Source organism: Moraxella sp. Pampa (genome assembly GCF_035181385.1).
Lineage (GTDB): Bacteria > Pseudomonadota > Gammaproteobacteria > Pseudomonadales > Moraxellaceae > Moraxella.
In genome coordinates, this window is record NZ_JAXCJK010000001.1 from 379,393 (window position 1) to 392,729 (window position 13,337).

10 protein-coding genes are annotated in these 13,337 nt (G+C 42.4%); 7 read left to right on the top strand and 3 right to left on the bottom strand.

Going from position 1 to position 13,337, the window contains the following annotated elements; genetic code table 11:
* Window positions 1–39: 39 nt before the first annotated feature.
* A complete protein-coding gene (gene xseA / locus R0123_RS01780) occupies window positions 40–1,548 on the top strand; it encodes an exodeoxyribonuclease VII large subunit (RefSeq protein ID WP_323842879.1) in 1,509 nt (502 codons plus the stop codon).
* 24 nt (window positions 1,549–1,572) lie between these two features.
* Here xseA and R0123_RS01785 read toward each other — a convergent pair whose 3' ends face one another.
* The 3 genes from R0123_RS01785 to uvrB all read right to left on the bottom strand — a co-directional run bounded on the left by R0123_RS01785 (window position 1,573) and on the right by uvrB (window position 6,632).
* The gene (locus tag R0123_RS01785) at window positions 1,573–2,919 is read right to left on the bottom strand and encodes a S41 family peptidase (protein ID WP_323842880.1); all 1,347 of its coding nucleotides are present in this window, start codon (window positions 2,917–2,919) and stop codon (window positions 1,573–1,575) included.
* Window positions 2,920–2,942: 23 nt separating this feature from the next.
* The gene (gene gpmI, locus R0123_RS01790; RefSeq protein ID WP_416381689.1) at window positions 2,943–4,475 is read right to left on the bottom strand and encodes a 2,3-bisphosphoglycerate-independent phosphoglycerate mutase; all 1,533 of its coding nucleotides are present in this window, start codon (window positions 4,473–4,475) and stop codon (window positions 2,943–2,945) included.
* 198 nt (window positions 4,476–4,673) lie between these two features.
* On the bottom strand, window positions 4,674–6,632 hold the full coding sequence (gene uvrB, locus R0123_RS01795; protein WP_416381690.1) for an excinuclease ABC subunit UvrB: 1,959 nt from the start codon (window positions 6,630–6,632) through the stop codon (window positions 4,674–4,676).
* Window positions 6,633–7,146: 514 nt separating this feature from the next.
* On the opposite strand from uvrB, the gene R0123_RS01800 reads away from it, so the two are divergent.
* The 6 genes from R0123_RS01800 (at window position 7,147) to ppk2 (ending at window position 13,241) form a co-directional block, all read left to right on the top strand.
* Window positions 7,147–7,311, top strand: coding sequence for a rubredoxin (locus tag R0123_RS01800; protein WP_323841547.1), 165 nt, complete (start codon window positions 7,147–7,149; stop codon window positions 7,309–7,311).
* A 26-nt stretch (window positions 7,312–7,337) separates the two neighbouring features.
* Complete coding sequence (locus tag R0123_RS01805) at window positions 7,338–8,324, top strand: alpha/beta fold hydrolase (protein WP_416381482.1); 987 nt, start codon at window positions 7,338–7,340, stop codon at window positions 8,322–8,324.
* 87 nt (window positions 8,325–8,411) lie between these two features.
* Window positions 8,412–9,014: a fumarylacetoacetate hydrolase family protein gene (locus R0123_RS01810; protein ID WP_323841549.1), complete on the top strand. Its 603-nt coding sequence runs from the start codon at window positions 8,412–8,414 to the stop codon at window positions 9,012–9,014.
* 258 nt (window positions 9,015–9,272) lie between these two features.
* Entirely contained in the window at window positions 9,273–10,550 is a 1,278-nt protein-coding gene (gene purD / locus R0123_RS01815) for a phosphoribosylamine--glycine ligase (protein WP_323841550.1), read from the top strand.
* A gap of 68 nt (window positions 10,551–10,618) precedes the next feature.
* Window positions 10,619–11,977 carry an AarF/ABC1/UbiB kinase family protein gene (locus R0123_RS01820; RefSeq protein ID WP_323841551.1) on the top strand — a complete coding sequence of 453 codons (1,359 nt, stop codon included), beginning with the start codon at window positions 10,619–10,621 and terminating at the stop codon, window positions 11,975–11,977.
* A gap of 175 nt (window positions 11,978–12,152) precedes the next feature.
* Window positions 12,153–13,241, top strand: coding sequence for a polyphosphate kinase 2 (gene ppk2, locus R0123_RS01825; protein WP_323841552.1), 1,089 nt, complete (start codon window positions 12,153–12,155; stop codon window positions 13,239–13,241).
* Window positions 13,242–13,337 lie beyond the last annotated feature (96 nt).

Below are 13,337 nucleotides of genomic sequence, written 5' to 3' on the forward strand. Positions count from 1 at the left end.
TAGTAGTACTTAGAATTTAACGAGATGTATGATAATTTTATGAGCACACAGGCCAAACGCATCGCCGACCTTGTCCAAAGTATCAGCACAACAGACAGCGATACCGATGATTTACATGCCAAAATCTTAGCCCAGATGGATGATTTGAACGGTCTTCAAGACACAAAAAGCACACTACAAGACACGCATCTTGCTCTCAGTGATTACCTAGAAGCGGTAAAAATGGTCATCAGCGATACTTTTGACCATGAAGTATGGATACGCACCGAAGTGCGTGCAATATCATCTAAAGGTGGGCATTATTATTTTGAACTGGCTGAAAAAGATGATAACGACCAAATCATCGCAAGTTGCCGTGCTACGCTTTGGCGATATCGTGCGTCTGGCGTGCTGGCAAAATTTCATACCACCACAGGACGCATACTTGAAGCTGGTACAAGCATACTCATTAAAGCCTCTGCCACCTTTCATGCACAATATGGTTTTAGCATCAATATCAGCGACATAGACCCAACTTACACCATCGGTGAACTGGCAGCAGCCTACCACACCATGCTAAAACGCCTACACGATGAAGGCCTAACTCTACTAAATAAACATCTACCTACACCATTTGACATTCGCCATGTCATCGTCATCTCTCCAGAAAATGCCGCAGGATTGGGCGATTTTCGTCGTGAAGCAGACAGACTAGAAATGGCAAATGCGTGCCATTTTCATTATCATCATGCCACCTTTCAAGGCAATCATGCACCCAATGAAATTCGAATTGCCATCACACAAGCAATGGATAAATTTGTCAAAAAATTTGGTCATTTGCCAGATTTGCTTGTCATCATTCGTGGTGGTGGTGCAGTGGGCGACTTGGCATACTTAAACGACTATGAGTTAGCCGCACTCATTGCCGAACAAAAAGTACCTGTATGGGTAGGTATTGGACATGAACGAGATAAAGTGCTTATTGATGAAATGGCTCACACACGCTTTGACACACCATCAAAGGTGATCGGTGCAATAGAAAGACAGCTCCTTGAGATTACTCAAAATGCCAAGCTTAATATGCAGCACATTCAAGCACTTGGTCAATCTAAACTTATAACGGCCAAAAATATAAGCAATAATGCCATGCAACGCAGTCAAGTCTCAGCATCAAAACTGATTCAATTGGCCAAAAAAGACAGTCAAAACCAAATGGCAACCACCAAACTTTTAGCCATCCATCAACTTGGTCAGCAAAAAATACACACAAACAACTTGCTCAATCAAAGCAAGGCACAATCAACCGCCAAGCTATCCCAAGTCAAAACAAAAACATCGCAATTTCTTAATCATCACAAAGTAATTACTAAGCAGCTACAACTAATGAGTGAGCATTGTCGATATTTACAAAGCATGATTTTGATTCAACACCCTGCCAAAACACTGGGTAAGGGTTATGCACTCATTCAGCAAGGTGGTCAATTCATCTCATCAAAATCAAAAGTAATACCTGATAAAGATATCATCATTGAATTTTATGACGGCAAAATAACCACCACCCCAAAATAAAAACACAAAAAATAGGGGAGCCGATTAAAAACCACCCACAGGAGAAAACTCAATACCTGTTTCAAGTTTGCCCTTTTGCATGATGAATAAAGCCTGCTCCAGCCACGCATCAGTCATTGGTGCAGGCGTGTCTTGCAGAGTGTCTTGTGCCAGATTGAACTTCACATCAGGCTTAACGCCAATTTTATCAATTTGCTCAGCATTGGCGGTCAGATAGTGTGCGGTGGTAATTTTTACCGCTTGATTATCACCAATGGGAATTACCGACTGCACTGAACCTTTGCCATAACTGGTCTCGCCGACGATGAGCGCGCGTTTTTGGGTTTGTAAACTGCTTGCCAGAACCTCTGCTGCTGATGCAGAATAGCGATTTTGCAAAATGATGAGTGGGATTTCGTCAAGCAAAGGCGAGCCTGTGGTGTTCATGACACGCTCAATGCCACTACGCCCCTGAACTTGGGTAACAACTTGGTTACGCATGAACAAAGATGCCACATCAACCGCTGATTCAAGCACACCGCCAGGGTTGTTACGCACATCAATAATCATGCCCTGTATCGGTAAACCTGCACCAGCAACTTTATTTAAAATCTGTTCACGAGTGTTGGTCTGAAACACAGGCAATTTAATAATAACAATCCCATCTTTCATCACCGCCTCAATCTTTGACTGCACATCATGCGTACGGACAAGCGTCTTGGTCAGCTTAGAACGACCAGACTTTGAGAAAGTAACATCGACTTTTGTTCCCAAAATACCACTCAAAAGCTGTATCACATCGTTGGCTGTCTTATCGCCTGACAGACGCACATCACCAACTTGGTGCAGATAATCACCCACTGACAGCCCTGCCTTTTCGGCAGGTGAATCAGCAATCACCTTGGTAATCACCCAATGCCCCACATCAGCCTGCCACATCACACCAATGCCAATATCCGCCATCTTACCCATAGTAAATGACTGTAAATTGGCAAAGGCATCAGCGTCCAAAAACTCAGCATGGCTATCCACCTTACGCAACATACCATCAATGGCGTGGTAAAACAGCTCATCATCGCTTTTTTCTCTTGGGTATTCTCGACGCACCAGATCAATCACAGACACAAAAGTTTTTAGTGTATTTGGTGAAATGGCGTTTAATGGCACACGGCCTTGATGCAGTCCATCAATGCCGTGCAAAGTATTCGGCTTGGTATCAAGCACATCAAGCGCAACGCCATTATTACCCTGTATTTGCCCCTCTTCAGATGTATCGCCACCAACGCCAAAAAAATTGACCACCTTGACTATCGGCTTGGGTAATTGTGCCTGTGCTGACAGTGGATTTGCCATCATCAGCATTAAAACAGTTAAAGCGGATAATTTTTTCATACAGTTCCTATTTAGTTTTAAAATCAGCCTTCAACCAATAGGCTTTCACCCGTCATCTCATCAGGCTTGGCCATGCCCATAAGATGCAAAATGGTCGGTGATACATCGCACAATCGCCCACCTTCACGCACAGATACAGATTGATCGCCCACATAAATGAATGGCACAAGCTCTGTGGTGTGCTGAGTATGGACTTGACCGCTATCATAGTCTTGCATTTGTTCGCAGTTGCCGTGGTCTGCTGTAATGAGTAGATGCCCACCCATTTTACGCACACTCTGAACAATCACACCAATGCACTCATCAACCACCTCAACTGCTTTGACCGCTGCATCAAACACACCAGTATGTCCCACCATATCGCCATTGGCATAGTTGATGATAAGCACATCAAACTGCCCTGATTCAATGGCAACTTTTAAATTATCCGTAACCTCATAGGCACTCATATGTGGCTGTAAGTCATAAGTTTTAACATCAGGGCTTTTGACTAAAATACGCTTTTCGCCATCATACAACTCCTCTCTGCCACCGCTAAAAAAGAAAGTTACATGGGCATATTTTTCAGTTTCGGCAATACGCAATTGAGTTTTACCATGATTTTGTAGATACTCACCCAAAGTATTTACCAAACTTGTTGGGTAATAAGCAATTGTGGTTTTTGTATTATTTTCCAATTCATCTGAGTATTTGGTCAGCATGACATAGGCAGATAATTGTGGTGCAACTTTACGCTCAAAACCATCAAAATCGGTACCCACGAATGCTTGGGAAATTTCTCTTGCACGGTCAGCACGAAAATTCATAAAAATCACAGCATCATTATCACAGATGATGCCATTATCATCAATGATTGTCGCTTGGATAAATTCGTCTGTTTCACCGTTGTCATAAGCCAGCTGTACCGCTTGGCTCGCCGATGATACTTCTCGCACAGCTTTGGCTTGGGTAAGTAATTCATAAGCCGCCTGCACCCTATCCCAACGCTTGTCTCTATCCATTGCAAAAAAGCGACCAATAAGACTGGCTATTTTTGCTTCACCCTCAAATTGGTGATTAATTTGGGTCAAAAACTCTTCAAAATCATCAATATAGCTTTGAGCAGATTTTGGCGGAGTATCACGCCCATCCATAAATCCATGTATGAATACCTGCGATGCACCTTGTTCTAGGGCCATGCGTACCGCTGATTTGATATGCTCAATATGTGCATGAACACCACCATCAGAAAGCAGTCCCAAAATATGAACCGCCCCTTCTGCATCATTGGCGGCTTTTACAGCACCGACCAACGCTTTGTTGCTAAAAAAATCGCCTGTTTTTATGTCGTTCATAATGCGAGTAGAATCTTGAAACAAAATACGGCCAGCACCCAAGTTCATGTGGCCAACTTCTGAGTTGCCAAATTGACCATCAGGCAAGCCCACATCCATGCCAGAACCTGAAATCAGACCGTTTGGACAAGTGGCCATCAGTTCATCAAGATTTGGTGTATTTGCTGCCAGAACCGCATTATCTCGTGGGTCAGTGCGATACCCCACACCGTCTAAAATCATCAGCACATGAGGGATTTTTTTATTAATATTACTCACAGACTTCTCCAAATTCAAAAAAATTTACATTTTCTTATTGTAGCATATTTAGGAATGAAATTAACGCCACAACCATCAAATAATTACCACTTTTCATGCCCCGCCTTGGTGTTATTTTGGGCTTGTTCAGCAGACAGACTATTCTAGTAGATTGCAATCAGCCTAGCCCACCAAAAAATCTTTCAATGCCAACACTGTATCACGCACGCGTGCTGCTTCTTCAAATTTGAGCTCACCAGACAACGCTCGCATTTGTTTTTCAAGGCGGGCAATTTCCTTACTAATAAGCTCTGGCCGCCTTAAAATCTCTTCATCTACACCTGCAATCGCAGATTGATGGATTGCTACACTACCCACCACCTGAACCGCCTCTTCTTCACCTGTATCAATCTTATCAGTGATGGCACGATGGGCAGATTTTGGCGTAATACCATGTGCTTCATTAAAGGCAATTTGCTTGGTTCGTCTTCGTTCAGTTTCTTCTATCGCCTTTTGCATACTTGGTGTGATCTTGTCGGCATACAAAATCGCCTTACCATTAATATGGCGTGCAGCACGACCAATGGTCTGAATCAGCGAACGCTCCGAACGCAAAAAACCCTCTTTGTCTGCATCAAATATCGCCACCAAACTCACCTCTGGCATATCAAGCCCCTCACGCAGCAAGTTAATGCCAACCAACACATCATGCACGCCAGTACGCAGTTCATGAATGATTTTCATACGCTCTACCGTATCAATGTCTGAGTGTAAATAGGCAACTTTGACACCATATTCTTTTAGGTAGCTGGTCAAGTCCTCTGCCATGCGTTTGGTCAAAGTCGTGATCAGCACACGCTCATTCAAAGTTTTGCGAATATTAATCTCACCCAATACATCATCTACCTGAGTCAGCACAGGTCGGATTTCTAGCACTGGGTCAATAAGGCCTGTTGGACGCACCACCTGTTCTACTACTTGCTCACTTTTTTCAAGCTCATAAGTGGCAGGCGTGGCAGACACATAAATGGTAGACGGCTTTAAACGCTCCCATTCTTCAAATTTCATTGGGCGATTATCCATCGCTGAAGGCAGACGAAATCCATAATTCACCAGCGTTTCTTTACGAGAGCGGTCTCCTTTGTACATCGCTCCAATCTGTGGCACAGTAACATGGCTTTCATCAATAAACAACAGTGCATCATCAGGAACATAGTCAAAAAGCGTGGGCGGTGCAACGCCTGATGGCCGTCCTGATAGGTGGCGTGAATAGTTTTCAATGCCATTGCAATAGCCAAGTTGTTGAATCATTTCAAGGTCGTATTGCGTTCGCTCTTTGATTCTTTGGGCTTCAATGAGTTTGTCATTTTCACAGAAATATTCAAGCCGATTGGCAAGCTCCTCCTTAATCGTTTGACTCGCCAATTCCAACTTGTCTTTTGGGGTAACATAATGCGACTTTGGATAAATGGTAATGCGTGGTGCAGTACGAACATTATTACCTGTCAAAGGGTCAAACCAGACGATTTTTTCTACTTCATCATCAAACATAATAATGCGTACAGCAAGACTCTCGCTCTCAGCAGGGTAAATGTCAAGCACTTCACCACGAATGCGATAAGTACCTCGCCCAAAATCTAACTCATTGCGTTCATATTGCAGTGCCACAAGTCGCTTAATTAAGGTCGTGCGGTCTATTCTGTCGCCAACAACAATATGCAGCAACATTTTTAAATAGCTTTCTGGGTCACCCAAACCATAAATGGCAGACACACTTGCTATAATTATCGCATCACGGCGTTCCAATAAGGCTCGGGTTGCAGAAAGTCGCATTTGGTCAATATGGTCATTGATGGCAGAGTCTTTTTCAATGAAAGTATCAGACGCTGGCACATAAGCCTCTGGCTGATAATAATCATAATAGCTGACAAAATACTCCACCGCATTGTGTGGAAAAAACGCTTTAAATTCGCCATAAAGCTGGGCGGCAAGGGTTTTATTGTGTGCCATGATGATGGCTGGTCGCCCAAGTTGAGCGATGACCTTCGCCATTGTGTAGGTCTTGCCAGAGCCTGTTACACCAAGTAATAGTTGTTCTTTTTTGCCTGATTTGATGCCATCAACTAAGCCTTTGATGGCCATTGGTTGGTCGCCTGCTGGCTCATAATCACTGACCAAATCAAATGCCTGACTGCTGATTTGTGTGCCAGAGACATTCACGCCTATCAGTTCTGCCTTTTCTTGAATTTGCTTGGCAAGCTGGTTTAGATGGCGTTCTTGCCTACTGGTGCTTTTGATGTCTGGAATTCTCACGGCTTAGGTTGCTCAATTATCAAAAAATACCCCAATTATGGGGATAAATGTAAAAATTTGCAAGCTTCTCTTGCCACCAAAAATTAAGATGAGTCGCTTATTATTGTTATCTCACTATATGATGTATAAAGTATCTTAAACATCAGTTGATACAGGGTTTTGTTTTAATAATCACATCTTTTTACAAATTTTACTTGCAAAAAATAGCTACATATGTAAACTAAGCAAAGTTTTTTAAACAACTTTTTGCTGTTGATTGTTGATTGGCATTAACGAACATGATGACCATCAAGCAAACCTAAAACCAAACTAAACCAAGTCAACCAAATAAACAAGGTAATTTATGAAAAAGTATCAATGCATAGTCTGTGGCTGGATTTATGATGAAGCGTTGGGCTGTCCTGAAGAAGGACTCGCCCCTGGTACTCGCTGGGAGGACATTCCAGATGATTGGACTTGCCCAGAATGTGGTGTTACCAAAATTGATTTTGAAATGGTAGAAATCTGATGCACGCCCCTTTTTGCACGCAGTCCATGGATTTGCCAGAAGCTTGGCAAAGATTTGGTAAGATAAATTGGCAACCGTCTGATTTATCCCCCCATCTATACCAAGCCATCATTGATATCGGCGAAGGCATGGAATTATGCGTGGAAGCTGGAGGCAATCCCAACAATCCTGCCATGATTTTCATCGCAGGACTTGGTTCACAAATGATGTTTTGGCCAGACACGCTCTTAAAGCAATTCATGGATGCAGGTTTTTTTGTCATTCGTTTTGACAATCGAGACACTGGTCTTTCTAGCAAAATTCGCATTGATGGCTTACCAAAACTTAATACCATAAAAATGATGTTAAAGGTACAAGCAGGGTTGTCAAACCGCCAAGAACCCGTCGCCTACACCTTAACCGACATGGCAGAAGATGTGGCAAGACTCATCAAGACGCTTAATTTTAATCAAGTCAATCTGGTCGGTGCATCTATGGGTGGCATGATTGCCCAAATCGTTGCCGCACGCTATCCTAAGTACATTGATCATCTGGTGCTGATGTTCACCAGTAGCAACCGTGCATTTTTTCGTCCACCCAACCCTAAGCAATTCATGACCTTTATCCGTCGTCCAGAAAGCCATTCTGAAAGAGACATGGTACGCCACAGTGTGTGGTTCATGACAGCAGTTGGCAGTCCTGGGCATCTAGATATCAAAGGCACTCGTGCCATCGCCAAACAACGCTATCAACGCAATTTCCACCCCCTAGGTGTGGCACAACAACTTAACGCTATTTTAGCATCTGGGTCAATCTTACGATTCACCAAGCAAATCCGTGCCAAAACTTTAATATTGCATGGCAGCAAAGATGGACTACTCACCCCCAGTCATGGCAAATTTTTGGCAAAAGTCATTACCAATGCCACATTCAAACTCATTGATGGCATGGGTCATGACATTCCAGCTTACTACCATCCATACTTGGTGAGTGTGATCAGCCAACATTGTCATGATGACCACCATAACGGTTAGGACTGGCACAGCCATCAGTGTTTTTAAGTTTATATTTAAACAGCTTAATACCACCATCTCATTTTAGCTCATTTTAAGGAAAACTGCATGACTGCCATCACATTTAATAACACTTTTCATGCTGTCAACACCATCTATTGTATCGGCCGTAGCTATGTTGAGCATATCAACGAGCTTGGCAATGCCATGCCTGAAGAGCCATTGGTTTTTTTAAAGCCCAATAGCAGTATTACAACCAGCAACACCATCACTTTGCCAGATTTTTCAAATGATGTGCATCACGAAACCGAACTTGTATTACTTATTGGCGAAAATAAAACCATCATAGGGGTGACAGTTGGGCTTGATTTAACCGCTCGTGATGTACAAAGCGTTTGCAAAGAAAAAGGACTGCCGTGGCTAAAAGCCAAAGGTTTTAAAGGTGCGTGTTGGCTTGGCGATTTTAAGCCATTCATCAATAAAACCTACCATCTATCACTCACTGTTAATGGTGATATTCGCCAAGACGACAGTACCGACAAAATGATGTATTCTTTTGACTATCTGATTGATTATTTGGATAATTTATATGGGCTGACGGCAGGAGATATCATCATGACAGGCACACCCAAAGGCGTAGATAAGCTACAAAAAGGGGACAAAGTTGTCATTGGTCTTGATGATGAGGCATTTGAAGTATTGATAGAATAAATCAAATATAGAATAATCAAATAATGACAACAATACCAAAACACATTATTATTTTTTTATTTGCCCGTTTTTGATTTGGCTGATTATTTATTTGATTGTTGATGTATTTTATGTTAAATTCTGCAAAATATGAGTGATGATTTTATAGACATTACATCAGTTTTGTTAAAGTTTTTACACCATCGACTTTTATATTTATATCCAATATTCACACTCAAAACTTTTATTCATTTAAGTTGATCAGTTTAGGAAAGTTTTATGAACATTCTTGTACTCGGCACGGGCGGTCGTGAACACGCACTTGCATGGGCGTGTGCCAAAGACAGTAAAGTAAATACCGTGTTTGTTGCCAAGGGCAATGCAGGTACAGCAGGCGAACCAAAATTACAAAACATCAATCTGGATATCACCGACCATCAGGCCGTGATTGAATTTTGCCAAAATAATCACATTGCCTTTGTACTCATTGGTCCAGAAGCACCATTGGTAGCAGGTATTGTGGACGACTTACAAAAAGCAGGAATCAGAGCATGGGGGCCAAATCAATATTGTGCCCAGCTTGAAGGCTCAAAAGCATTTGCCAAAGACTTTATGCAAAAAGTTGGTATTCCTACCGCTTTTTATGCGGTTTTTAGCGACACAGATTCTGCCAAAGATTTTATCAAGAAAAAAGGTACGCCGATTGTCATCAAAGCAGATGGGCTGGCAGCAGGCAAAGGCGTGATTGTCGCCATGAACGAACATGAAGCATTTGCAGCCATTGATGATATGTTGTCAGACAATAAGTTTGGCGAAGCAGGCAGTCGTGTGGTGATTGAGGAATTTTTACAAGGCGAAGAAGCATCTTTCATCTGCATGATTGATGGCGACAATATTCTACCAATGGCGACCAGCCAAGATCACAAACGCATTTTTGAAGGTGATACGGGAGCAAACACAGGTGGCATGGGGGCATACAGTCCTGCTCCTGTCGTTACCCAAGAAGTACACGATAAAGTCATTGAGCGTATCATTCGCCCTGTTGTAGACGCCATGAAAGATAATGGCACGCCTTATACGGGCTTTTTGTATGCAGGCTTAATGATTGATGAGCAAAATGACCCTTATGTGATTGAGTTTAACTGCCGATTTGGCGACCCTGAAACTCAGCCAATCATGATGCGTCTCAAAAGCTCTTTGGTGGATTTGATTTGTGCAGGCCTTGAAGGCAAGCTACCAAGCCAAGCTGACTGGCATGAGCAAGTCGCCCTAGGCATAGTGCTGGCAAGCCGTGGTTACCCAGAAAGCAGCTCAAAAGGCGATGTCATCACAGGTCTTGACCAAAGTTTTGACGATGTCAAAGTATTTTATGCAGGTGTCAAAATTCAAGATGGGCAAATCGTCACCGATGGCGGGCGTGTGCTATGTGTAACCGCTCTGGCAGATACCATCAAAGATGCCCAAAGCAAGGCGTTGCAGGTCTGTAATACGATAGACTTTGCTGGCAAGCAATATCGCCGTGATATTGGCTGGCGTGCCATTGACCGCCAAAACTAATGACACAAATTTTCACAACATAAATTTTATCGCTCTTTTTAAACGCCAACGATAATCAGCCAAAAACAATGAACAAGCCAATAAACAGCCTAAAAACCTCACCCTTGCAACGCCGACTTTCTATTGCAAAAACCTCTTTCAATCTGGGGGCAAATTGGGCAAAAAGCGGTGTGTCTGGCTTGTTTTTGAGTAAAGAAGAAAAAGAAGCTCAAAAACACATTTTATTACAAGAACAAGCTGATTATCTGGTGCGTGAGTTGGGCAAATTAAAAGGTTCGGTGGTAAAAATCGGACAAATGTTGGCACTATATGGCGAGCATTTTTTACCCAAAGAGGTTGTTAATGCTTTGCACACCTTAGATGCCAACACCACTCCTTTGTCATGGCACATCATCTACGAGACCTTAAAAAACGAGCTTGGTGAGCAGGTGCATGACTTTGAGATTGAGCGTACACCAATCGGTACGGCAAGTTTAGCCCAAGTGCATAAAGCGGTGCATAAATTCAGCGGACGCACGGTGGTATTAAAAGTGCAATACCCCAATGTTGCCAACGCCATAGATTCTGATCTTGCGATTTTTAGACAACTGCTTAAAATCACCAATGCCGTGCCACAGACTAAGGCCCTAGACGACTGGTTTTTGGAAATAAAGGAGCTGTTACATACCGAGGTAGACTATCAAAAAGAAGCCGACACCACCAAACGATTTGCTCAATATTTGGCGAATGATGAGCGTTACATCGTGCCGACCATCTATGATAATTACAGCACCGACCGCCTAATTTGTATGAGTTTTGAACAAGGCACCCCTTTAAATGATGCACGCCTACTACAACTTCCCCAAAACCGCCGAAACGCCCTAGGCCAAGCGGCAATTGAGATTGTCATTCGTGAGTTGTTTGAATGGGGAGAGATGCAAACCGACCCAAATTTTGGCAATTATTTGGTACGCATTGATGATGACGGCATAGACAAGCTTATCCTACTGGATTTTGGTGCGGTAAAACGCTTTGACAATCACCTATTAACCATCGCCAAAAACTTACTTACCGCAGGGTATCATCAAGATAAATCAATGATGAAAATCGCCATGACAGGCTATGATTTTTTTGATAGATTGACAGGTAAACCTAAAGATGACATGGCGGATGTATTCTTGCTTGCTTGCGAGCCATTTTCTGATAAATCCCTGATTGATAAGCAGTTTATTGATGAAAATGACCTATATTTGTGGGCAAATAGCCAGCTGTATGGTCGTGTTATGGCAAGTGCCAAAAATGGCATGACATCAATAGAATTTAGCCTACCCCCCAAAGAAATGATGTTCATCAGCCGCAAGTTCATTGGTGCATACGCCTTACTTGTCGCCTTAGATGCACGCACCGATAGCAATACATTAATCAAACCTTATCTCAATCAACCATAGACACACTACATAAAACACACTATTGAAAAAATATTTGTAGCAATCTTCATCATTCATCAAAATTTTAGATGTATGTATCAAATGAAATGCCTTGTCAGACCGCATAGAAAATGATAATATGAAAATGAAAAAGAAATAAAATTTTAACTTTTTTCATTTTCATCAGGAGTATGCCATGTCAGCTGACAGCAATATCACCATTAAAACCACAAAGGCTCAACGCACCACCAAAACTGAGCCAAAAACCAAAAAATCAGTGACGCCAGACACTGCCAGTCAGCTTGAAAACTTATTAATACACGCAACACCTGATGATTTGATAGAAGTAGAACAACTATTGAGCAAATACCTACCGACAACTGCCACGCATCAAATCACCAACCAAATTCGCAATAATAAATCCAAAGACACACAGCTTTCAGACAATTGGCGTGAAGGTGGTTATCCTTACAAGCATCGCCTAAGCCGTAAAAATTATGAAGCACAAAAGTATAAGCTACAAATTGAGCTGTTAAAGCTACAACATCACATCAAGACCACAGGTCAACGATTGGTCATTATCTTTGAAGGTCGTGATGCGGCGGGCAAAGGTGGCACCATTAAGCGTTTTATGGAACATCTCAATCCTCGTGGAGCAAGGGTTGTTGCCTTAGAAAAACCAACAGAACAGGAAAAAGGACAGTGGTATTTTCAGCGTTATGTACAGCACCTACCTACCGCAGGCGAGATTGTTTTATTTGACCGCTCTTGGTATAACCGTGCAGTGGTTGAGCGAGTCATGGGATTTTGCACCGATATAGAATATCAAACTTTCATGCATCAGGTTCCTGAGTTTGAAAAGCACCTCATTGAATCTGGCATTCAGCTGGTAAAATTTTGGTTTTCGGTATCACGAGATGAGCAAAAAGCACGCTTTGCAAGTCGTGAGAACGACCCACTCAAACAGTGGAAACTTTCACCTGTTGATAAGGCCTCATTAAACAAATGGGACGATTATACACTTGCCAAAGAAGCCATGTTTTTTAATACCGACACTGCTGAATCACCTTGGATTGTCATCAAGTCCGATTGCAAAAAACGCGCTCGTCTTAATGCCATGCGTTATGTGCTCAATAAAATCAATTATGAAAACAAAGACACTCGTCAAATCGGCAATATTGACCCTCTGATCGTTGGTCGTGCTGGTGCATTGTACGAAAAAGATGAACGCACCGATTTGTCAGTAACTTCCGCCAGAATCACCTTGGCAACCAAAAACAACTAAGATCAACAAATCTAGACAGATGATTAACAAAAATACCGCTTCATGGCGGTATTTTTTGATACTTAAAAGGTCAGCCCCAATAAGTCATCACATATC